We start from the raw sequence: 22,571 nt of genomic DNA, 5'->3' as shown, positions 1-22,571 counted from the left end.
CTGCCGAGTTGAAGGAGTCTTCGTGGTCCAGGGAACTGTCCGATGGTTCGACGCCGACCGAGGGTTCGGTTTCATCGACCTCGGGAACGAGGCCGAGGACCTGTTCGTCCACGCGTCCGAGATCCTCGGTGACGACGGACCCAAGCTGCTCCGCGAGGGGCAGACCGTCGAGTTCGAGGTGGGCGAGGGAGACCGTGGCCCGCAGGCGCGCCGCGTCCGTGTCACGGGCGACCGCCCCGCCGACGCGCCCATGGGCGTGCTCGGCACGGTCAACTGGTACGAGCCGACCAAGGGGTACGGGTTCGTCACGCCCGACGACGACCGCACCGAGATCTTCGTGCACAGCTCCGCGATCGTCGGGGGCGGTGTGATCTCCGAGGGGCAGCGGGTTGCGTTCCTCGTCGTCGACGGTGAGAAGGGGCCGCAGGCCGACCACCTGCTGCCGCTCCGGGCCGAGGCCGCGCGGCCGGCCTCGGACGGCGCGGACGGCACGGTGTCCTGGTACGACGACGTCAAGGGCTTCGGGTTCGTCGCCCCCGACTCGGGCGGCGGCGACGTGTTCGTCCACGTGAGTGCTCTCGGCTCGGGGATGACCGAGCTCTCCGAGGGCGACCGCGTGACGTACGACGTCGTCGACGGTGACAAGGGGCCGAACGCCCGCAACGTGCAGCTCGCCCGCGGCTCCGGGGGCGGGCGTGGCGCCGTGGACCGTGGTCGGCCGGGCCGTCCCGCAGCATCCGGCGGGCCCGTGCGCGGAGGCGAGGGCACCGTTGCGCGCTACGACGAGGAGCGCGGCTTCGGCTTCATCACCCCCGACGACGGGGGCCTGGACCTGTTCGTGCACGTGTCGGTCGTGCGCGGCGACGAGGTCCTGGAAGAGGGCGACCGCGTCCGCTACAAGGTGCGCCAGAGCGACCGGGGACCTCAGGCGGACGCTGTCGAGCTGGTGTGATCGAGCAGCGAGCGGCGTGACCGCTCTGCGTGGCTCCCGACGCGCCAACCGTCCCTGGCCGGGAATACTCCCCTCCACCCCATAGTTGAGCCTAGTGGACTCAAGTTCTGGGCCCCACCGCTTGCGCAGCGGGACGGACCGGCATAACTTGAGTGAAGACGACTCAACCGGCAGTCGGGTGGCGACACCCAGCAGGGGAAGGTCCGGACGTGCGCCCCACCACGCGCCGCCGGGCAGGGAACCACCGCGGGCTGCCGCACGGACATCGCACACGTCGCAGCACCAGCAACACAACGGAGGCACGAACATGGCACGAGCGGTCGGAATCGACCTGGGCACCACCAACTCGGTGGTCGCCGTCCTCGAGGGTGGGGAGCCCACCGTCATCGCGAACGCCGAGGGCGCTCGCACGACCCCGTCGGTCGTCGCGTTCTCGAAGACCGGCGAGGTCCTCGTCGGCGAGATCGCCAAGCGTCAGGCGGTCACCAACGTCGACCGCACCATCACGTCGGTCAAGCGCCACATGGGCACCGACTGGTCGGTCGAGATCGACGACAAGAAGTACAGCGCGCAGGAGATCTCCGCACGCGTGCTCGGCAAGCTCAAGCGCGACGCCGAGGAGTACCTGGGCGAGCCCGTCACCGACGCGGTCATCACCGTCCCGGCGTACTTCAACGACGCCGAGCGCCAGGCGACCAAGGACGCCGGGCAGATCGCGGGCCTCAACGTCCTGCGTATCGTCAACGAGCCCACCGCTGCCGCTCTGGCCTACGGCCTGGAGAAGGGCAAGGAGGACGAGCTCATCCTCGTCTTCGACCTCGGTGGTGGAACGTTCGACGTCTCCCTCCTCGAGGTGGGCAAGGACGAGGACGACTTCTCGACCATCCAGGTCCGCGCGACCTCTGGCGACAACCGCCTCGGTGGTGACGACTGGGACAACCGCATCGTCGAGCACCTCATCCAGCAGGTGAAGAACAGCTCGGGCGTCGACCTGTCCAAGGACAAGATCGCGCTGCAGCGTCTGCGTGAGGCCGCCGAGCAGGCGAAGAAGGAGCTCTCGTCCGCGACGAGCACCAACATCTCCATGCAGTACCTCTCGATGAGCGAGAACGGCCCCATCCACCTGGACGAGAAGCTCACGCGCGCTCAGTTCCAGCAGATGACGCAGGACCTCATCGACCGGACCAAGGCGCCCTTCCACGCGGTCATCCGTGACGCCGGCATCTCCGTCAACGACATCGACCACGTCGTGCTCGTGGGTGGTTCCACCCGCATGCCCGCCGTGACCGAGGTCGTCAAGGAGCTCACGGGCGGCAAGGAGCCCAACAAGAGCGTCAACCCGGACGAGGTCGTCGCCGTCGGCGCCGCGCTGCAGGCCGGTGTCATCAAGGGCGAGCGCAAGGACGTCCTCCTGATCGACGTCACCCCGCTGTCCCTGGGCATCGAGACCAAGGGTGGCGTGATGACCAAGCTCATCGAGCGCAACACGGCCATCCCGACCAAGCGCAGCGAGGTGTTCTCGACCGCCGAGGACAACCAGCCGTCCGTGCTGATCCAGGTCTTCCAGGGTGAGCGCGAGTTCGCCCGCGACAACAAGCCGCTGGGCACGTTCGAGCTCACGGGCATCGCCCCGGCGCCGCGCGGCCTGCCGCAGATCGAGGTCACCTTCGACATCGACGCGAACGGCATCGTGCACGTCGGCGCGAAGGACCGCGGCACCGGCAAGGAGCAGAAGATGACCATCACCGGTGGCTCCGCGCTGCCGAAGGAGGACATCGACCGCATGGTCAAGGAGGCCGAGGAGCACGCGGCCGAGGACAAGAAGCGTCGCGAGGAGGCGGAGACCCGCAACCAGGCCGAGGCGTTCGTGTACTCGACCGAGAAGCTCGTCGCGGAGAACAAGGAGAAGATCCCCGCCGACGTCGTGACCGAGGTCGAGGCCGACATCGCGTCGGTCAAGTCCGCGCTCGAGGGCGAGGACGCCGAGGCCGTGAAGTCCGCCCACCAGAAGCTCCTGGCCTCGAGCCAGAAGATCGGCGAGGCGCTCTACGCGTCGGCCGAGCAGGAGCAGGCCGCGGGCGACCAGGGTGCCGCTGACGCGGACGCCGCTGCGGCCGCCGGTGCGACCTCTGCGCCCGACGAGGACATCGTCGACGCGGAGATCGTGGACGAGGACGACAAGAAGTGATGAGCGACGCGCAGGGCCCCGAGGAGCTCGGCTCCGAGGACCAGCCCTTCCACTTCACGGACAAGCGCAAGGTGACCCCGGAGGGGCAGCCCAAGGAGGCTGCCCCCGAGGGGGCCGGCTCCGTGCCCGGTTCGGCCGGGAACGACGCGGAGAGCGACCCGCTGGCCGGGCTCGACTTCGAGCCCACCGGCGAGGCCGGGGACGACGCAGCGCTTCTCGCTGCGCAGTCCGAGGCGGCTGCCCACCTCGACGCCCTCCAGCGCGAGCGGGCCAGCTTCACCAACTACCGCAACCGGTCGCTGCGTGACCAGGAGGCCGCGCGCGTCAAGGGCGTCGAGGACGTCCTGGCCGCGCTCCTGCCGGTCCTCGACGACATCGACCGGGCGCGCCAGCACGGCGAGCTCGACGGCCCGTTCGTCGCGATCTCCGACAAGCTCGACGCGAGCCTGGCGAAGTTCGGCATCGAGCGGTACGGCGTCGTGGGCGAGGAGTTCGACCCGACCGTCCACGAGGCGCTCATGCACCAGGTGGACCCGGCCGCGACGTCGGCCACGGTCAACATGGTCATCGAGCCGGGCTACCGGATCGGCGAGAAGATCGTGCGCGCCGCGCGCGTCTCGGTCGTCGGACCGGAGTAGAGACACAGGTGGGTGCCAGGTCCCGCGGGACCGGGCACCCACCACCCGGGCGCCCGACGGCGGAGCGCACCTTCCGCGTGAAGGTGACCTCCGCCGTCGGGCCCCGGGAGCACGACCACTATGGACGTAAGCACCACCACCGGCCCCGGGGCCGGTGAGACCTATGAGAGGAGGCGCCTTGACCGGTCAGGACTGGATCGAGAAGGACTTCTACGCCGCGCTGGGCGTCCCCAAGGATGCCGACGACGCCGCGATCAAGAAGGCGTACCGCAAGCTGGCCCGCACGTATCACCCCGACCAGAACCAGGGTGACGCGAAGGCCGAGGCGAAGTTCAAGGAGATCGGCGAGGCCTACGCGGTCCTGTCCGACGCCGAGCAGCGCCAGCAGTACGACGCGATCCGTGCCATGGCCGGCGGGGGCGCCCGCTTCTCCGCAGGAGCCGGCGGACCCGCCAGCGGTTCCGGCGGGTTCGAGGACATCTTCGGCGGCATGTTCGGAGGCGGCGGCGGGGGAGGCCGTGTCCGGTACTCCACGCAGAGCGGCGGTGGCGGCGGCTTCGAGGACATCCTCGGGTCGATGTTCGGCGGCGGGGGAGGCCAGACCGGCTTCCGCCCCAACGCCGGGTACCAGCGCCCGCAGGCGGGCGCCGACGTGCACTCGTCGGCCACGCTCGGGTTCCGGCCCGCGGTCGAGGGCTCGACCGTCAACGTCACGACCGAGGGCCGCACCATCACGGCCCGTATCCCGGCAGGCGTCCGCGACGGCCAGAAGATCCGGCTGCGCGGCAAGGGACGCCCCGGCGTCGCGGGCGGCGCCCCCGGCGACCTGGTCATCACGGTGCACGTCACGCCGCACCCCGTGTTCTCGGTCGACGAGAAGCACAACCTGCGCCTGACCGTCCCCGTGACGTTCGCGGAGGCCGCGCTCGGCGCGACCATCGAAGTCCCGACGCTCGACGGCAAGCCCGTCAAGGTCAAGGTCCCCGCGGGCACGCCGTCGGGACGCACGCTGCGCGTCAAGGGCAAGGGCGTCAAGACGGCCAAGGCGACGGGCGACCTGCTCGTCACGATCCAGGTCGTCGTGCCGCAGAAGCTCTCGAAGGCCGCCAAGGAGGCCGTCGAGGCGCTCGCCGCCGCGACCGACGGCGAGAGCACCGACGTGCGCGCCGACCTGTTCGGGCGCGCGGCAGAGTAGAGCCGACAGGCACCCGGCAGGACGGTTCCGCAGCACCAGCGAGAGGAGGCACGGTATGGCCAGGAACGAGGCTCCCACGGGGAGCGAGATCCCGTTCAACGCGTACGACGACGCCCCCGTGCTCGCCATCTCGCAGGCCGCGACGCTCGCCGGGATGCACCCGCAGACCCTGCGCCAGTACGACCGCCTGGGACTCGTGACCCCGCGCCGCACCATGGGGCGCGGACGCCGCTACTCCCAGCGGGACGTCGCCAAGCTCCTCGAGGTCCAGCGGCTCTCCCAGGAGGAGGGCATCAACCTCGCGGGCATCCGTCGCATCCTCACGCTCGAGGAGCAGGTGAGCCGGCTCGAGTCCCGGCTCGACGCCCTCTCCGCCCAGCTCGAAGGAGGGCGCGTGTTCGCCGCCGGGGTGAGCGGCGACGTCGTCATGGTGCCGCGCGGGCGGCGGGTGCGCCGCTCGGCGGGGGAGCGGACGGTGGACGCCGGTCGCGGCGGCCAGGTCGTCGAGACCGGCGAGGCACGGGCGCTCGTCCTGTGGCGACCCGGCCGGGGCTCCTGACCTGCGCAGTGGCGTTCGCGCGTCCCGGCAGGAATTCCCGCAGCGCAATTACGTGCGGTCTGCATGACGTAAAAATGGCGGAATTCCGCCGAAGTGAGTGAGGCCTTGCTTGCTATACACAGGCTGCGCGAAGGAATACCGTGAGGGAAAAGCACGGTAGAACGCCCCGCCCTTCGAGCAAGGAGAAGTCCATGAGCAGCCTGATGGAGATGCCCCAGGTCGTCGAGTGTTCGATCGACGGCTGCGGATACAACCACGAGCACGGCTGCCACGCCGGCGCCGTGACGATCGCCGCGCACGGCAGCGAGGCCGAGTGCGCCACGTTCATCCCCCTCACCGCCAAGGGCGGCCTCGAGAAGGTCATCGCACACGTCGGTGCCTGCCAGCGCGGCGAGTGCTCGCACAACGAGTCGCTCGAGTGCAACGCCTCCTCGATCCGCGTCGGGGCCGGCCCGCAGGGCGCCGACCACGCGGACTGCCTGACCTACAGCCCCCGCTGACCCTCGCGTCCTCCCCCCCCCGACGCGATTCCTCCACGACGCCCCGCTCGTCCCTCGCCGGACGACGGGGCGTCGTGGCGTGCGGTGGGACTTGCCGGGCGGTCTGAGCGCCCGACGACCGGGGGGCGAGAGAAGGCCGGGGAGCGCCCTAGCGGGAGAGGTCGTGGAGCATCTTCGCCGCGTCGGCATGCTGCGCGGGAAGGGGCTCGACCCAGATGCGGGGCGGGCGCCGGAGGATCGCGGTCACGCCGAACGTGAGCGCGATGCGTTCGATCCTGTGCCGGAGCTCCGCGCGGACCGGGCCGACGTCGGCCGTGCGAGCGCAGAGCGCCGCGTAGATCCCGCCGCCGAGCGTCGCGACCGGGTGCCCGAGGCCGAACGTCTCGGTCAGCACCTTGCCCATGGCTGCCGCGCGGGCGACCTTCTGCCAGCCGTCGATGCGTTCGACCGCGACGTCCACCAGGACGAGGCAGTGCGTCGCGGAGGCCGGGGTCCCCAGGCGGTCGGCCTGGCCGTACGTCTCCTGGAGGCGCTGGACGAGGTAGGGGACCGTGACGAGCCCCGATCGAGGATCGGTCGTGGGCGGCGCGCCGGGGATCACCTCGTTGCCCACGGCCCACCCGGTGCTGACTGCCCGCAGCACGCGAAGGTCGGGAGCGGTGCCCCAGAGGTCGAACAAGCAGGTCAGGTCGTCGATCGTCTCGCCGATGCTGATCCCGTCACGGCCGCGGGCCTCACCGAGCCGCTCGGCCGCAGCGGCCGGGCAGCGGGAGTCCGTGAGCGCCTCGACGAGCGCCTCGACGGCAGGGTGGTACCAGTCGCCTGGCCGCAGCCAGACGCTGTTCGTGCTGGCCGCCTGCCACTCGTCGAGCAGCGAGGCGACGGCTGGCTCGGGGTAGCCAGGTCGTAGGTCCATACCTATGAGACGTGTGAGGCCCGTGCTCATGACGCGACAGCGGCGTCCTGATTCTCTTTCATCCACTCGACACACCGACGGACATGCAGCACATTCCGTCGGTTCTGTCATCCTGACAGACGGACAAGACGGGCGAAACCGCGTTGAGACGTAGATAACACCACCAGTTTTCCCGTCTAGGATGATCGGGAGAGCCTTACCTGACGAGGTGAGGCGGAGTCAGAGGCGGTAGGGCATGACGCAGGTCGACACGTCGAGGGACGACGCCCCGACGAGCGATGCCGAGCTGATCACCGCTGTACGCGCGGGAGACTACGCGGCATTCGGTGCGCTGTACGAGCGGCATGCCGCCGCGGCACGCACGGTGGCTCGCCAGTACGTGCGCTCGGGCTCGGACGCCGACGACATGGTGTCGGAAGCCTTCGCGAAGGTCCTCGGCATCCTGCAGTCCGGTGGCGGACCCGACGTGACGTTCCGCGCCTACCTCTTCACCGTCGTCCGGCGCCTGTCCTACGACCTGTCGAGCGCGGGCCGACGCACGCAGCCCACCGACGACATCGAGACGTTCGAGAGCGCGTTCGGACCCATGGCGTCGACCGAGGACCCCACGCTCCTGGGATTCGAACGATCCGTCGTGACCAAGGCCTACCAAGGTCTGCCCGAGCGGTGGCAGGCCGTGCTCTGGTACACCGAGGTCGAGGAGATGAACCCGGCCCAGATCGCACCGCTGCTCGGCCTCACGGCCAACGGTGTCTCGGCGCTCGCCTACCGGGCCCGCGAAGGGCTGCGCCAGGCATACCTCCAGCAGCACCTCACGGGCGCGAGCAGCGCCGGGTGCGAGAACGTCAACCCGCTGCTCGGGTCCTACGTCCGCGGCGGTCTGGCCAAGCGGGAGACCGCCAAGGTCGACGCCCACCTCGAGGAGTGCGGTGAGTGCCGCGCGCTCGTGCTCGAGCTCGGCGACGTCTCGCACGGCATGCGCGCCGTCATCGCCCCCCTGGTCTTCGGGGCGGCAGGGCTGGGCCTGGTCGGGACGGCTCTCCCGCTCACCGGAGGTGCCGCGGTCGGCGCAGGCGCCGCAGGAGCCACGGGCGCGGCCGGTGGTGGCGCGAGCGGCGGTGCCGGCAGCGGCGCAGCGGGGGCCTCCGGTTCTGGCGCCGCTGGTTCCGGGGCCGCAGCGGGCAGCAGCGGTGCGGCTGCCGGGACCGGCGCCGTGGGTGGCGGAGCCGCAGGAACCGGCGCCATGGGTGGCGCGGCGGCGGCCGGTGCGGCTGCCACGAGCGGCGGGCTGGGCGCAGCCGCAGCCGTCGGCGCGAGCGCCGCGGTCGGCACGGGTGCTGCGGCCGCGGCCGGTGCGACCGGCGTGGCGGCCTTCATCGCCGCGTCCCCCTTGATCGCCGCAGCCGTCGGCGTCGTCGCCGTCGCGGCCGTGGGAGCCGGCGTCGTCGCGGTGTCCGGGGGCTTCTCGTCCGACCCGCCCCCGAGCGCCGGGGCCAGCCCCGACCCGTCGCAGAGCCCGTCCGGCTCGCCCTCGGACTCTCCCACGGGCACCCCGAAGAGCGAGGCCCTGCCCGCCCCGGGGACCGATCCCACGTCACCGGCGAACACGACGCCGCTCGACGCCGCGCCCGCCGAGGCCTCGAACCCCGCTGAGCCTGCCTCGAACGGGAGCGGCTCGGGGGCTGCGGGCTCCGGGCAGACCGGTACGACGCCCCTCACGCCGCCGAGCGTCCCGTTGACGCCGGCCGACCCGTTCCCGGGCGCTCCGGACCCCGTCCTGCCCGTGACCCCCGCCGCGCCGGCCTCCCTCGACCTGGCCTTCTCCCCGCTCACCCTCGCTGCCCGTGCCCCGCAGGACCTGTCCCTCACGGCGTCGAACTCGGGTGGCACGTCGGCCGAGGAGGTCGTGGTCGACGTCCTGCTCCCGCCGAACGTCTCGGTCGTGACGTCCGCGGTCACCGCGGGCAGGGGCGTCGTCCCGGCGATCCGGCTCGCCGCGCTGCCGTGCGGCCCGGCGACTGCGCAGGACGGCGGGTCGTCGCTCGTCACGTGCTCGGTCGGGGTGCTCGCTCCCGGGGAGAAGAAGGACCTCGTCATCACCGTCCAGGCCTCGCGCGGCGGGAGCTACACGTTCGGAGGTGCCGTGCACGGCAAGGGCCTGAGCCCGGTGAAGACGACGTACGCCCCGGCCCCCGTGCCGTCGTACGGCGCCGAGATCGACCTGACGACGCCCGTCGTGGGAGACCTCCTCAACCCGGGAGCGACCGCGGTCCGCCTCACGGCCCACAACTCCGGCGACGTCGACGCCCAGGGGGTGAGGTTCTCCCTGGGCAACCTGCCCGACGGCGTGGCCGCCAAGCCGCTGACCGGTGGCTGGGCCTGCACGCCGACCGGCGGATCGCTGACGTGCGCGAACGACGCCGCAGCGCTCCAGGCTCCTGACGCGAACCAGAACGGCGGCCCTCCCGTGTCGCTCGACGTCCAGCTGCTCGCGGGCGACGGCGTGAAGCAGTCCACGACGGGCCTGACGTTCTCCGCGACCACGTCCTCGGCAGGCCGGACCCTGAAGGACTCCGCGAGCGCGGACCTGACGGTCGGCGAGCCGTGGGCCGGGGCCGCCGGAACGGCCCCGGGCGGGGGGACGATCGTCCCGTCGTGCACCGACGGCACGGCGAGGATCGCCGTGGACGCCACGAACACGACCGCCTACGACGACCTGCGCGTGACCCTCGGCGCCGGCGCGGTGTCCTCCGAGGCCGTGCCGCTGCGTCGCGGTGCCAGCACCGTGCTCACGGTGTCCCACGACCTGCGCGTTCCCGCGCAGGGCGCACCGGCGACCCTGAACCTCGAGACCACCGTCGACGGACAGACGTTCAGGACGACGGTCGACGCGGGTTCGGTCGGTGCCAAGGACTGCTTCGTCCCGCAGTGGCTCGCGAGCGGCGACGTCACGACCCGTACGGTCAACGAGGCAGGGACGATCGGCCTGGAGGCCGACGTCACGAACCGGACCGGTCGGCCCCTCACCGTGCAGGTCGACGGCATGACGCCGGTCGGTCAGGAAGCCTCTCGCGGAGCCGTGACGATCGCTCCGCAGACCACGGTGGCGTTCGCGAGGGCGACCGGTGTGAAGGACCTCCCTGCGGGTGTCCTGACCGTTCGCCAGCACCTCTCGGCCCCCGACGAGCAGGGCGACCCCGGCGAGTACGACTCGCAGCTCACGGTCGGCTACGCCGCAGCACGGATCGCCCCCGCGAGCCCGAAGCCGACGGTCGGGCAGTGCACGTACGACCCGGCCGCTCTCACGTCCTCGGCTCCGGTGACCCTGGTGTTCGACAACACGGCGTCGACGCTTGCGGTGTCGTTCACCGTCGCGGGCAGGGACGACCTCGCTCGCGAGGTCGCGGCGGGTGCGAGCGCCAAGGTCACTGCGTCCGTCGGGTACCAGGGCGCAACGTTCGCCGTCTCGGCCGACGGCCGCCAGGTCGCGACGCACGCGCTCCCCGCCACGAGCTGCTACGTGCCGAACTGGTCCGCGCAGCAGTCCGCGAGGTCGGAGGTCGTCGACCAGGCGATCCGCATCGTCGGCACCTACACCAACACGTCGCCCGGTCCCGTACAGGTCGGCATGAAGACGAGCTACGGCGAGGCCAAGAAGGTCGAGGTGCCCGCAGGGGCGACGAAGGAGTTCGTCGTCCCGGTCGCGGGGACGCGGCTCCCGCCAGGGGCGGTGGAGTTCCAGCAGTCGCTCACGGCCGACGGCGTGGTCCGCAGCAGCACGGTCACCGCCCGGTACGAGGCCGCGCGCTACGAGATCTACGCCCCGACCGTGGGTGCCCCGATCCTGGGCGTCTGCTTCTTCGAGGGCAACGAGCAGCAGTCGTACCGACCGGTGACGTTCGTCTACGACAACATGGCCTCGACCGCCGCCGTCACGTTCCACGTCGAGGTGAACGGTGTGCTCGCACCCGAGACGAAGCGTGTGGTGCAGGACCAGAAGAGGGTCCAGCTCAAGGTGCCGAACGTGCCCGAGGCCGGCGCGACCTACCGCGTGGTGGCGGACTCCGGGCAGTCGTGGACGTTCGAGGTCGCCGGGCAGACCTGCCTGCCGACCTGGCACTGGACCGAGGCCTACCGGGTGGGCGACCGCGTCGCGTACGAGGGGCGGAACTACACCGCGACCCAGCGGAGCGTCTCGGTCGCGCCGAGTTCGCTGCTCGGTCCCTTCTTCTGGCGTGACGAGAGCCGCGGCTGAGTCACGGGTGCACGACGAAGGGCCCGCGGCGCAGCGCCGGGGGCCCTTCGCGGTCGCGGACCGGTGGCGGCCGCCCTCCTCAGTCTCTGGGGCGTGCCGCCCGGGGCTCGCCCTCGACGGGCACCGCGAGCGGCGCGAGGTGGTAGGACGCGAGGTCGGTGGCGGCGGTGGGCGCGCTGCCGTCACCGAAGGGTGAACCGCCGAGCGCCTCGCGTCCGTGCGGCGTGAGCCACCCGGACAGGTCGGGGCCGTCGGGGACGATCCCGCTCGGGTTGAGCTGGGAGTGCACCCGGTAGTAGTGGTGCTTGATGTGCTCGAAGTTCACGGTGTCGCCGAACCCGGGCGTCTGGAACAGGTCGCGGACGTATCCCCACAGGACCCTGTCCTCGGTGATCTTGTTGCGGTTGGTCTTGAAGTGCCCGTGGTAGACGGTGTCGAAGCGCACCAGGGTCGTGAACAGGCGCACGTCGGCCTCGGTGATGTGGTCCCCGACGAGGTAGCGGCGCTCGGACAACCGGTCCGACAACCAGTCGAGCCGTTCGAAGAGGATCCCGAACGCCCTGTCGTACTTCTCCTGCGAGTCCGCGAACCCGGCGCGGTACACACCGTTGTTGACGTCGAGGTAGACCTTCTCGGCGACGTCGTCGATCTCGTCGCGCCACGCCTCGGGGTAGAGGTCGGGGGCGCCGGGCCGGTGGTACGCGGTCCACTCGGTCGACAGGTCGAGCGTGATCTGCGGGTAGTCGTTGGTGACGAGCAGGCGCGACGGGACGTCGACGATCGCGGGCACGCTCACGCCGCCGTCGTCCTCGGGGTCGCGTGCGAGGTAGTGCTCGGCGAGGAAGTGCGAGCCGAGCTCGGGGTCGACGCCGTCACGGTCGAGCGTGAAGCGCCACGACCTGGAGTCCTGGATCGGGTCGACGACGCCCAACGAGATCGCGTTCTCGAGCCCGAGCAGCCGGCGCACGATGATCGACCGGTGCGCCCACGGGCACGCGAGGCTCGCGACGAGCCGGTAGCGGCCGGGCTCGACGGGCCACCGGCCCTGGTCGTCGCCCTGCCCGCCGGGGGCCGACGCGCTGTCCGCGGCGATGCGGTCGGTGAAGTGCGGGCCGCGGCGCTTCCAGCCGCGGGGGACGGGATTCGTTCCGGTGGTGTCGCTCATGGACCGAACCTACGCCGCGCCCCGGGGGACCGCAGCGACCCGGGTCATGGGGCGGGTGTGACGTCCGTCCGGACCGGTCGCAGACGCGACCCGACCACCCGGGACGTGCCGTCGTCGTGCACCTCGACGAGGACCGTCACGGTCTGCGTGACGGTCCACGCGGACAGGCGCGAGCCGGGCGGGACCGTCCCGAGCGTGCTGGTCGTCGGGGTGGGTGCGGTCCAGCCGCCCGTGAGGGTCACGGACTGCGTGCACTCGACGGACGCGAGGGCGAAGATCCCGTCGGTGGACGCGAGCCAGGCCGCGGCAGGGGCCTCGTAGGCGCACGAGCGGTCCTCGGTCCCGCTCTCGGCGGACAGGTCGGCGACGGGGAATCCCTGGGTGTGCGCGGTCGCGAGCTGGTCGGCGTGGGTCACGTCGAGGGTCGCCGCGGCCGTGCCGGAACGCGCGTAGGCGAGCACGTCGTCGAGCGCGGCGTCCCCGCGGGCGCGCGTGCCGTCGTCGGGCTCGACGGCGGACCCTCCCACCAGCACGGGCTGCGGGAGGGCGACGGCCGGGTCGGTCGCGAGCTGGTAGGCCAGCAGCCACGGGGCGTCCGCGGACGCGCGGGTGAAGAGCGTGGTCTCGACGAACTCGCCGTCGGAGGCCGCCGGGTCGCCCTGCGCGCGCAGGGAGTAGAACCAGTCCGCGGTCCCGGCCTCCGGGGCAGCGAGCGTCCCGGGCACGGACGTGTGGGGCGCGACGGGGGCCGCTGCCTGCGCGGTCTGCGCGGCGAGGGCGAACGCCGACGACCGCAGGACGGGGCCCGTCTCGATGCTCGCGAGGGCGCCGGCGTCACGGGCCGCGTTCGCGGCGTTGCGCGTCGCGGTGAGCGAGGCGAAGACGGTCGTGGCCGCCGCGCGGTCGATCACGGGTCGGCGCACCGGGGCGGGGGCCGCGGCGACCTCGGTGCCCACGCACCCCGACAGGAGGCCGAGCGTGGCGAGCGCCCCGATCATGCCCGCGAGGGGACGGTGGGCGGGTCGGAGCACGGGCACGACGACGGGGACCTCACAGGACGGGGCGGGCGGGACGCCCTCATCCAACCGTGCGCGAGGCGCTCGGCCAAACTCGTCGCGCGTCGGTCCGGTGGGGGTTCGTGCTGCCGGGCCGGACGGGATCCCCCCACGAGACCACGAACGTGCGACCCGGCAGCACTGGTCCTCAGGCGGCGTCCCCCGAGCCCCTGAGGACGACGTGGGTCTGCGGGTCGAACCGGTAGCCGAGCCCGCGGACGGTCGAGATGACGTGCTGGAGGCCGAGCTTCTCGCGCAGCCGGCGCACGTGGACGTCGATGGTCCGGCTGCCGTCGCGCACCGCGTCGGCCCCCCAGACGGTCGACAGGAGCTCGCCCCGCGTCACGACGCGGTGCGCCGAGCGGTACAGGTGCGTGAGGAGCTCGAACTCCTTGTGGGTGAGCCGCTGCTCGGAGCCGTCGACGGTCACGCGCCGGCTCGCCGGGTCGATCACGACCCGCGGGAACGGCGACAGGGCCGCGAGGCGGTCGCGGAACGCCTCGACGTCGCCGAGCGGCGCGAGGTCGGGCGCGGGGACGGGGACCTCGGCGCGGCGCGCGGCACTGCGGCCCCGCGCCTTGCGGCGCCCCTCGTCGACGAGGTGCTCGTGCCGGTCGGTCGCGGGCTCCGACAGGGTCAGGGCCGTGTACGTCTCGGCGTCGGGCAACCACTCGCGGGCGAGCTCGCCGAGAGCCTCCGCGAGCTCGACGAGCTCGGCCTGCGGGTGCTCCCCGGTCGCGGCGTCGACCCCGACGTACAGGACGAACCCGGGGTGGGTGCGGCGGTGGGGTGCGTGCGGACGAGGGGTCTTCTGGGTCAGGGTGGACATGCGGCGCTCCGGGGGTCTTTCCGCTCGACGGCCGAGGCCGGAGCGGCGCCGACGACGGTCGGCAGGGTTGTCAGGGGGCTGAGCGAGTCAGGCCGGACAACAGACGCCGGAGGGCATGCTGATGCTCGGGCGCCGGTCGGCGCCTCGGGAGCTCAGCGAGGGGGTCATGTGGCGAGCATGGCAGCGACGCGCAGGGTCGCCAAGGGCAGGAGCCAAGAATCTCACGGGATGAGACGCAAAAATGAGACGGACGTGGCGCCGTCGGGCATCGTGGTTGCGGGGCGATGCGGCAGGCCGGCCGCCCCGCGCCCACGGGGGACAGGTCTCAGACCACGCCGTAGAGGCGGTCGCCCGCGTCACCCAGGCCGGGCACGATGTACGCGTTCTCGTCGAGGCGCTCGTCCACGGCGGCCACGACGAGCTGGACGTCGACCCGGTCGCCGACCGCCTTCTCGAGGACCTCGATGCCCTCGGGGGCGGCGAGCAGGCACACGGCCGTGACGTCCCGCGCACCGCGCTCGAACACGTAGTCGATCGCCGCGACGAGCGTCCCGCCGGTCGCGAGCATCGGGTCGAGCAGGAACACGTGGCGACCCGTCAGGTCGTCCGGGAGGCGGTTCGCGTACGTGACGGCCTCGAGGGTCTTCTCGTCGCGCTGCATCCCCAGGAAGCCGACCTCGGCCGTGGGCAGCAGGCGGGTCATGCCCTCGAGCATCCCCAGGCCCGCACGCAGGATGGGGACGACGAGCGGGCGCGGCTCGGCGATACGGACCCCGACCGTCGTGGTGACCGGGGTCTCGACCTCGTGAGGCTCGACCCGGACGTCCCGCGTCGCCTCGTAGGCCAGCAGGGTCACGAGCTCGTCCACCAGGAGGCGGAAGGTCGAGGAGGCGGTGTCCTTGTTGCGAAGGACGGTGAGCTTGTGGGCGACCAGCGGGTGGTCGGCGACGTGCAGGCGCATGGTTCGAGGGTACCGCCCGGTAGCCTCGGGAGCATGGTCCCCGACGACGTCGCCCCCGCCGCAGAACCCGGTCCCGTCGGGCTCGACCTGCCCTGGGCGGCCGGCACGTTCCCGCCCGACACGGTCGCGGCCCGCCGTGCCGTGTGGGACGAGCTCATGGGGCTCGCGCTGCACGAGGCGACCCACGCCCTGGCCACGGGAGACGTGCCCGTCGGGGCGCTCGTCGTCGGGCCCGACGGGCGGCTGCTCGGCCTCGGCCGCAACCGGCGCGAGGAGATCGGCGACCCCACCGCGCACGCCGAGGTGCTCGCGCTGCGCCAGGCCGCCGCGACGCTCGGCTCGTGGCGCCTCGAGGGGTGCACGCTCGTCGTGACGCTCGAGCCGTGCGCGATGTGCGCGGGTGCGACCACGCTCGCCCGCGTCGAGCGGCTCGTGCTCGGCGCGTGGGACCCCAAGGCCGGGGCGTGCGGGTCCGTGTGGGACATCGTGCGCGACCGTCGCAACCCGCACCGCGTCGAGGTGGTCGGCGGCATCCGTGACGTCGAGTGCGGCGACCTCCTCCGGGAGTTCTTCGAGACGCAGCGCTGAGGGCGGGCGCACACAGCAGCCAGGCTGATGTTCACGTTGCCATCCTGGCGGATGTTTACGTTGACATCGCCAGTTCGTCAACCTAGCCTGACCGGATCAGCCGCGGCGCCGCGGCCTTCCACGGTCGAGCGCCGCGGACACGCACGAGACGAACAGAGAGGTTCGCAGCATGCAACGTCGCATCATGCGGCTCGCGGTAGCACTGGTCACGATCGGGCTCACGACGTCGGTCGTCAGCCCGACGTCCGCCGCCCCCGGAGCGCCCCCGTCCACCACGTCCACCACGGCCACGCCAGGAACGGTCCCGGTACTGACCGGTCCACAGCTGTCGGCGTCGTGGGACGCGCCGCTCAGCACGCGCGGTCGGTACGTCGTCGACGCCGACGGGGACCGGTTCAAGCTCAAGTCCGCCAACTGGGACGGCGCGCAGGGGCACTGGAACGGCAGCGGTGACCGGAACGACCCCGCCAACCACAACAGCGGCATCAGCTACGACATCCCCATGGGCCTCGACCGCGTGCCGATGGCGACCCTCATGAGCGACTTCCACGGGCTCGGGCTCAACAGCATCCGACTGTCCTACTCGAACGAGATGCTCGGCATGACCGCGCCCGTGCCCGACGTCGCGGTGACGGCGAACCCGCAGCTGCGAGGCAAGACACCGCTGCAGGTCTTCGACGAGGTCGTCGAAGCGCTCACGGCCGACGGGTTCGCGGTCATCCTCAACAACCACACCACGACGTCGCGCTGGTGCTGCGGCGCCGACGACGGCAACTCGAAGCCGTACAGCAGCCAGACCATCGAGAAGTGGATCAGCGACTGGGTCATGCTCACCGAGCGCTACGAGGACAACCCCCGCGTCGTCGGGATGGACCTGCGCAACGAGGTGCGCCGAGACATCCTGGACGACCCCAACTGGGGCATGGGCGACAAGAACGACCTGTACAAGTCCTACCAGCAGGCCGGTGTCGCGATCCAGCGGGCCAACCCGGACGTGCTCGTGATCATGGAGGGCATCAACTGGCAGGGGATCCCGCTCGACGGCCTGTTCCACGACCGGCCGCACCTCAAGCCCGTCGCGAACCTCTCGAACACCCTCCCGTACCCGGACAAGCTCGTGTACGCGGCGCACATCTACGCCTACACCGGACCGCAGCACACCGGCGCCACCGGGCTCGGCGAGACCCACGACGCGCGCTACCGAGACCTCAGCGCGAGCGAGCTCGCGGCCGAGGTGAAGAGGGCAGTCGCGTTCGTCAACACGGCGAACCAGCACTACACCGCCCCGGTGTGGTTCAGCGAGTTCGGCATCGGTTCCTCCGACGAGACGAGCGCCCTCGACAAGGCGTGGTGGGCGAACTTCACCGACATCCTCGTCGCCAACGACAGCGACTTCGCGGCCTGGCCCCTCGTGGCCCACGCCACCGACGACGGCACCTTCGTCGACAGCTACTCGCTCCTCGCCTACAAGACCGACGGCACCCGGCTCAGCATCGCCGACGACTGGCGCTACCCGCAGTGGACGAAGCTCGTGACCTCGGACGGCAAGACCGGGCAGGTCGCGCGCGCGGCGCGCTGGAACATGCTCGGCAGCGGCAGCCACTCGCCCGACACGAACGCCTCGGCTCTCATGAACACCCGGCCTGACTGGGACTCCGGCAGGTGGAAGGGGAGCTGCCCCGACTCCCAGCGGCTCGTCGGAGTCGCACGGAGCACGAACCGAGCGCTCTGCACCGACAACCTGCAGCCCGCGCTGACCGACGTCCGCACGATCGTCAAGGACGAGTCGACCGTGCAGACCGACTGGGCGAGCGGGTACGACAAGCTGCAGTGCCCGGCCGGGCAGATGGCCGTGGGCTACAGCCTGACGATCGGGACGACCAACAAGTGGTCCACCTCGAAGCTCCTGTGCGGCCAGAGCGCGACGGCGCTCCCCGCGAGCCAGGGGCGTCTCGTGTGGTTCGACCAGGGGGACAACCGGCCGGTCGAGGGCGGCTCGACCGCGAGCGACTGGGCGCCCGGCAGGTACAAGGGCCAGTGCGCCGACGGCGAGTACATCTCCGGCGTCGCCTTCACGTGGCGCTGGAACCACGGGGGCGTGCCTGACGCGCTCCTCTGCAAGCCGCTGAGGTGAGGGGACGACGAGGGGGCCGGGTCGCACGAGCGACCCGGCCCCCTCGTCGTCCCGTCGTCAGGTGAGCGGCGGCAGACGGACCTCGTGCAGCACCGTGCCGGCGAGGTCGCGCATGGTGAGCACGAGCTCGTCGGCCGACGCCGAGCCGTCGATCCACGCGGCGGCCTCGTCGGAGGTCGTCTCGGCATCGGGTCCGCCGCTGATGAGCTGCGCGTACGGGAACTCCTCGGTCGCGGGGAGCGAGGCGTGGTAGTGCGTGTGCCCCGACACGACGACCTGGGCCCCCCACTCGACGAGCGACTCGTGCCACGCGTCGCGGCTCCTGCGGCTGAACCAGTCGTAGCCGTCGGCGTCGTAGTCGACGACGGACTCGTCGATCCACCGCAGCGGGATGTGGCAGAAGACCACACGGTAGGGGGCGTCCGCGATCTCGGGACGCGCCGTGACCTCGCGCAGCCACCGTGCCTGCTCGGCGCGCAGCGGCTCGAACGCGACGCGGCCCTCGAACGTCGGGTGGTCGTCGGGCTTGTCCTCGCCCGTGTGCAGCACGACGCACGCGACCGGCCCGACGCGGTACGCCGTGAACGGCCGACCCTCCGGCGTGGCGACGAAGTCCTCGAGCTGGTACGCCCACGTGCCGCGCACGTCGTGGTTGCCCACGACGATCGCGAGAGGCCGGCCGTCGCTCACGTCCAGGCCCGCAGGGTTCAGGACGGTCGTGGCGAACTCCGCCGGGTCCGTCCAGTCGTTGCAGAGGTCGCCGTTCCAGACGAGCACGTCGACCTCGGGGGTCGCCTCGTGCAGCGCCCTCAGGGTGTCGTCGCGCTGGTGGGTGTCGTTCCACACCGCGAAGCGCGCGTCGTCGGACGCAGCGTCCAGCGTGCGCACCGACTTCCAGGCGCTCTCGTGCCGAGGGGACGAGGCGTCGACGGCCTCGGTGACGGTCCTGACGCGCAGGGTCGAGCCGTGCGGCAGGCCGTCGACCCGCACGCGCAGCACCCGGGCCCCCTGGGGCACCATGCCGAACGCGTCGCCCGAGACGGTGCCGCGCGAGCCGTCGGCAGCCTCCCACTCGACCCAGCCACGGGACAGCCTGCTCACCCCCCAGACGACCTCGAACCCGTCGGGGCGTGGAGCCATCACGACGGGAGGGCTCGTCACGAGCGCGCCGGTCATCTGGGTCTCCTGGGTCATCGGGGTCATCGGGGCCGTGGTGGTCATCGCGCACCCCCGAGGGCGAGGACGAACCGGAAGCGCAGGTCGTCGTCGAACCACATCGTGAAGTTCGTTCCCCAGACGTTGTTGTGCAGGTTCACATGGAGGCCTTTCTCCGGATCGGGGACGGTGTTGTCGAAGCGTAGGAGCGCGGGGCGACCGACCGCGACGAGCGCCGCGTCGAGCGGGCGCAGCGAGAACGTCCGCGCCGCGGTGTGCACGACCGCGTCGACCGCGTGCATGCTGCGGTTGCCGTTGCGCACGACCGACCGCGGGTCGACGGGCGTGCCGATCTTGGTCAGACGCCAGTCACCGGGCTCGGTGCGCGGACGGAAGCCCAGCCAGCTCGCCTCGGGGAGTCGGGAGGCGTCCTTGCCGCGGAGGTCGAGGGTGACCGCGATCGGTCCCGGGGCGTCCGGGAAGCGGTAGCTCAGCCGGATGTCCCGTGGCCCTCCCCAGGTCTCGCACGCGACGTCGGGCAGTGCGAGCCGCAGGGACAGGACCGTGTCGGTCCCGTCGGTCCGGCGCTCTGCGGACACGAGGCGGGGCGCGAAGGTCGTGGCCGGGAGACGATCGGCGATCGCGAGACCGGGCTTCGACTGGTCCGGCACCGCCCAGCAGGCGTTCTCGTCGAGGTCACGGCAGTACTCGCTCATCCAGCGGGCCTCGTCGCGCTCGTCGAACGTCTCGTAGCGGTAGGCACCGAGAGGATGCTCGGGCCCTGCCCACTGCGTGCCGTCGGCGTCGATCAGCGAGACGAGCGCGCCGTCGTCGCCGACGCGCACGCGGTACGCACCGACCTGCAGCTCGCCGTCGAGGACGACGGCAGTCCCCGTCGTCCCTGCGCCGCTGGCAGGACGGGTCTCGGCGATCGCCGCCTCGGCCTCGGCGCGGAGACCGGGGGAGAGTGCCGCGAGCGCGCGGTCGACGTGGGAACGCTGCTCGGCCCAGGAGTGCTCGAACGCCGCGTACCCGAGGCCCTGGGGGCTCGGGTGCTCGGTGTGCGCCCAGGCGTACTCGTCGAACGCTGCGGGGTTCGCCTCAGGGTCGACGACGTCGGCCGCGCGGGCGCGCTCGAAGTCGGTCTTCTCGTAGTTCACGTAGTCGGGGAGGTAGGTCTTGAGGTCCTCGCCCCAGGTGTGCTCGGGCACGAGCAGCAGACCGTCGCTGAAGGCGTCGCACTCGACCGTGCCGGGCACGAGCGCGCCGGAGGCGACCCACTCGGTGCGCAGGCGCAGCAGCGCCCGCAGTCGTGCGGTCTGGACCGGGTCGCTCGCGACGCCGTGGATCCAGGAGTCGCCGATCTCCTGCTCGAGCACGGGCAGGCTGGCTCGTGCGGCGACCGCCTCCCGGCTGAACGCGTCGAGCGTCGAGGCGACCACCCGAGCACCTGGGTGCGCGGCCTGGAGGTCGGCGAACAGCGCCTCGACCTCGTCGACGGGCGGGGGGCCGAAGTTGTCTCCGGTGTGCGCGAGGTGCAGGGCGTGCGTGCCCCCGGGCACCACGGCCACGCCGAGCTCGGTCGCCCCGTAGCTCTGCGCGTAGTTGACGACCACCTCGCTGCCGTCGGGGGCGCGCCAGACGAAGAACTCGGGAACCTCGGGCACGGCCGAGGCGCCGTTGACGCCGAGGTGCAGGAAGTCGAGCCCCGCCCGGGCCAGGAAGGGCACGAGCCCGATCGTGTGACCCGGGACGTCCGTCATCTTCGCCGCCCGCGTCCGGTGGCCGAAGCGCGCGTCGAGCGAGCGGCCGATACCGATGCCGTGCTCGACGAGGCCGGCGTCCATGAGCTCGGTGTGGGTGGTCATCGGCAGCCCGTGCCAAGTCACCTGACCGGCTCGGATCGCTCGTTCCAGGGCCGCGCGTTCCGTGGGGTCGCCGAGGCGGAGCGCCTCGTGGATCAGCCAGGAACCCGTGGTCCACACGAACCGAGCCGGGCCACCCCGGCGTTCGAGCTCCTCGGCCAGCGCGATGGCGCGCGGCAGGTACTCGTGGACGTACCGGTCGGTGACGTTCGCGGCGGTGTCGGTGAACCCCAGGTCGAGGTGTGTCTTGAAGACGACATGGACGGTGGTGATCATGAGTGCTTCCAGACGGCGGTGTCGGGTGGGAGGGTGCGGCCGAGGGCGCGGCGCCCACGCGCTCGCTGGGCGAGGCGTGCCGGGCGCGCGGGGTGGGCCGCAGCCTGCCCCACGTCGTCGGCCTGCGGACGCGCTCTCGGGTGCGCCCGCCGAGGCCTCGTGACCGGGTCCTCAGGGTCTGTCGCCGGCATTCGTTACTCCTTCGTGCTCCAGGCTGTTTGCGTAAACATCATCGTTGCTTATATCGTGCTGGGAACGCAAACACCCACGAAGGAGTGCGGTCGCGAATGTCGAAGAAGTCATCAGTTCACGAGGCGGGCAGCAGGCCGCGCATCGCTGTCGAGCACCCATCGGTCGAGCCGTCGGCCGGCGGGGCGCCCGCGGTCTTCGCGCGAGTCCCCGCGACGGGAACCGCGTCACCCCCTCGGCGCCGCATCCGCCGCGACTGGGCGGGCTGGTGGTTCGTCGGGCCGTTCATGCTCGTCTTCGCGCTCGTCTTCCTCGCGCCGCTGTTCTACGCGATCTACCTCAGCCTCTTCCGCGAGACGCTCATGGGCGGCAACTCCTTCGTCGGCGTGGCGAACTACGCGCAGGCCTTGGCCGACCCGAAGTTCTGGGGGGCCATGGCCAGGGTCGCGACCTTCCTCCTCGTGCAGGTCCCGATCATGCTCCTGCTGGCTCTGTTCGCGGCTCTCGCGCTCGACAGCGCGCGCCTTCGATGGGTGCCGTTCTACCGGCTGTCGATCTTCCTGCCCTACGCCGTCCCCGGGGTCGTCGCGGTCATGATCTGGGGGTACATGTACGGCTCGCAGTTCGGCCTGGTCGCCGACCTGAACCACTTCTTCGGGGTGGAGCTGCCGTCACCGCTGGCCTCGAACCTGATCCTGGTCTCGATCGGCAACATCGTGACGTGGGAGTTCGTGGGCTACAACATGCTCATCTTCTTCTCCGCGCTGAAGTCGGTGCCCCAGGAGCTCTACGAGGCCGCCGAGATCGACGGCGCCGGGACGTTCCGCACGATCTTCTCGATCAAGCTCCCGTCGATCCGGGGGGCGCTGGTCATCGCCACGGTCTTCTCGGTGATCGGCAGCTTCCAGCTCTTCAACGAGCCGTCGATCCTGCAGACCCTCGCGCCGAACTCGATCCCGTCGTACTACACGCCGAACCTCTATGCCTTCAACCTGTCGTTCGCCGGCTCGCAGTTCAACTACGCGGCAGCGATCGCCATCATCTCGGGAGTCATCACCATGGTAGTGGCCTACCTCGTCCAGCTCGGCGGCGAGAAGAAGGGGGCCGGGGCGTGAGCGCCGTCGGCACCGGACGCCGGACGGTCCGCACGC

At 71.6% G+C, this 22,571-nt stretch carries 17 protein-coding genes; 10 read left to right on the top strand and 7 right to left on the bottom strand.

The features are described from left to right. Nucleotides 1-22: 22 nt before the first annotated feature. The 6 genes from ACZDYF_RS14315 to ACZDYF_RS14290 all read left to right on the top strand — a co-directional run bounded on the left by ACZDYF_RS14315 (nt 23) and on the right by ACZDYF_RS14290 (nt 6,032). Entirely contained in the window at nt 23-952 is a 930-nt protein-coding gene (locus ACZDYF_RS14315; RefSeq protein WP_475058232.1) for a cold-shock protein, read from the top strand. Between the two features lie 307 nt (nt 953-1,259). After that, the gene (gene dnaK, locus ACZDYF_RS14310) at nt 1,260-3,140 is read left to right on the top strand and encodes a molecular chaperone DnaK (RefSeq protein WP_475058229.1); all 1,881 of its coding nucleotides are present in this window, start codon (nt 1,260-1,262) and stop codon (nt 3,138-3,140) included. Continuing rightward, the gene (gene grpE / locus ACZDYF_RS14305) at nt 3,140-3,778 is read left to right on the top strand and encodes a nucleotide exchange factor GrpE (RefSeq protein WP_475058226.1); all 639 of its coding nucleotides are present in this window, start codon (nt 3,140-3,142) and stop codon (nt 3,776-3,778) included. The genes dnaK and grpE overlap by 1 nt, the downstream gene beginning before the upstream one ends. Nucleotides 3,779-3,956: 178 nt before the next feature. After that, nucleotides 3,957-4,973, top strand: coding sequence for a DnaJ C-terminal domain-containing protein (locus ACZDYF_RS14300; RefSeq protein ID WP_475058223.1), 1,017 nt, complete (start codon nt 3,957-3,959; stop codon nt 4,971-4,973). 55 nt (nt 4,974-5,028) lie between these two features. Continuing rightward, the gene (locus tag ACZDYF_RS14295) at nt 5,029-5,532 is read left to right on the top strand and encodes a heat shock protein transcriptional repressor HspR (RefSeq protein WP_191789706.1); all 504 of its coding nucleotides are present in this window, start codon (nt 5,029-5,031) and stop codon (nt 5,530-5,532) included. A gap of 191 nt (nt 5,533-5,723) precedes the next feature. Then, nucleotides 5,724-6,032 (top strand): DUF1540 domain-containing protein, encoded by a 309-nt coding sequence (locus tag ACZDYF_RS14290; protein ID WP_204809959.1) that lies wholly within the window; start codon nt 5,724-5,726, stop codon nt 6,030-6,032. Nucleotides 6,033-6,180: 148 nt separating this feature from the next. Here the strand turns inward: ACZDYF_RS14290 and ACZDYF_RS14285 are convergent, their stop codons facing one another. Continuing rightward, on the bottom strand, nt 6,181-6,948 hold the full coding sequence (locus tag ACZDYF_RS14285; RefSeq protein ID WP_191789704.1) for a hypothetical protein: 768 nt from the start codon (nt 6,946-6,948) through the stop codon (nt 6,181-6,183). A gap of 235 nt (nt 6,949-7,183) precedes the next feature. Between ACZDYF_RS14285 and ACZDYF_RS14280 the strand changes: the two genes are divergently transcribed. Continuing rightward, entirely contained in the window at nt 7,184-11,203 is a 4,020-nt protein-coding gene (locus tag ACZDYF_RS14280; protein ID WP_475058210.1) for a sigma-70 family RNA polymerase sigma factor, read from the top strand. 79 nt (nt 11,204-11,282) lie between these two features. On the opposite strand, the gene ACZDYF_RS14275 is transcribed toward ACZDYF_RS14280, so the two are convergent. The 4 genes from ACZDYF_RS14275 to upp form a co-directional block, all read right to left on the bottom strand. Further along, the gene (locus ACZDYF_RS14275; protein ID WP_475058205.1) at nt 11,283-12,368 is read right to left on the bottom strand and encodes a glutathione S-transferase family protein; all 1,086 of its coding nucleotides are present in this window, start codon (nt 12,366-12,368) and stop codon (nt 11,283-11,285) included. 44 nt (nt 12,369-12,412) lie between these two features. After that, nucleotides 12,413-13,405: a DUF8094 domain-containing protein gene (locus tag ACZDYF_RS14270; RefSeq protein ID WP_475058202.1), complete on the bottom strand. Its 993-nt coding sequence runs from the start codon at nt 13,403-13,405 to the stop codon at nt 12,413-12,415. Between the two features lie 166 nt (nt 13,406-13,571). Next, complete coding sequence (locus ACZDYF_RS14265) at nt 13,572-14,252, bottom strand: winged helix-turn-helix domain-containing protein (RefSeq protein ID WP_318243667.1); 681 nt, start codon at nt 14,250-14,252, stop codon at nt 13,572-13,574. 325 nt (nt 14,253-14,577) lie between these two features. Then, nucleotides 14,578-15,213: a uracil phosphoribosyltransferase gene (gene upp / locus ACZDYF_RS14260; RefSeq protein ID WP_191789700.1), complete on the bottom strand. Its 636-nt coding sequence runs from the start codon at nt 15,211-15,213 to the stop codon at nt 14,578-14,580. A gap of 156 nt (nt 15,214-15,369) precedes the next feature. Here upp and ACZDYF_RS14255 point away from each other — a divergent pair, with 156 nt between their 5' ends. Then, nucleotides 15,370-15,801: a nucleoside deaminase gene (locus tag ACZDYF_RS14255; RefSeq protein WP_191789777.1), complete on the top strand. Its 432-nt coding sequence runs from the start codon at nt 15,370-15,372 to the stop codon at nt 15,799-15,801. 169 nt (nt 15,802-15,970) lie between these two features. Next, nucleotides 15,971-17,935 (top strand): glycoside hydrolase family 5 protein, encoded by a 1,965-nt coding sequence (locus ACZDYF_RS14250; protein ID WP_475058196.1) that lies wholly within the window; start codon nt 15,971-15,973, stop codon nt 17,933-17,935. A 57-nt stretch (nt 17,936-17,992) separates the two neighbouring features. Here the strand turns inward: ACZDYF_RS14250 and ACZDYF_RS14245 are convergent, their stop codons facing one another. Both ACZDYF_RS14245 and ACZDYF_RS14240 read right to left on the bottom strand, forming a co-directional pair. Beyond that, the gene (locus ACZDYF_RS14245) at nt 17,993-19,138 is read right to left on the bottom strand and encodes a metallophosphoesterase family protein (RefSeq protein WP_475058193.1); all 1,146 of its coding nucleotides are present in this window, start codon (nt 19,136-19,138) and stop codon (nt 17,993-17,995) included. Nucleotides 19,139-19,152: 14 nt separating this feature from the next. Beyond that, nucleotides 19,153-21,231 (bottom strand): DUF5054 domain-containing protein, encoded by a 2,079-nt coding sequence (locus tag ACZDYF_RS14240; RefSeq protein ID WP_475058189.1) that lies wholly within the window; start codon nt 21,229-21,231, stop codon nt 19,153-19,155. A 287-nt stretch (nt 21,232-21,518) separates the two neighbouring features. Between ACZDYF_RS14240 and ACZDYF_RS14235 the strand changes: the two genes are divergently transcribed. Further along, nucleotides 21,519-22,535, top strand: a complete 1,017-nt coding sequence (locus tag ACZDYF_RS14235) for a carbohydrate ABC transporter permease (protein WP_475058182.1) — start codon at nt 21,519-21,521, stop codon at nt 22,533-22,535. The last annotated feature ends 36 nt before the right edge of the window (nt 22,536-22,571 follow it).

It is taken from the genome of Oerskovia sp. PE-21s (genome assembly GCF_056158145.1).
Note: the sequence above shows the minus strand (reverse complement) of the source record. Positions and strands in the feature narration are given on the sequence as shown.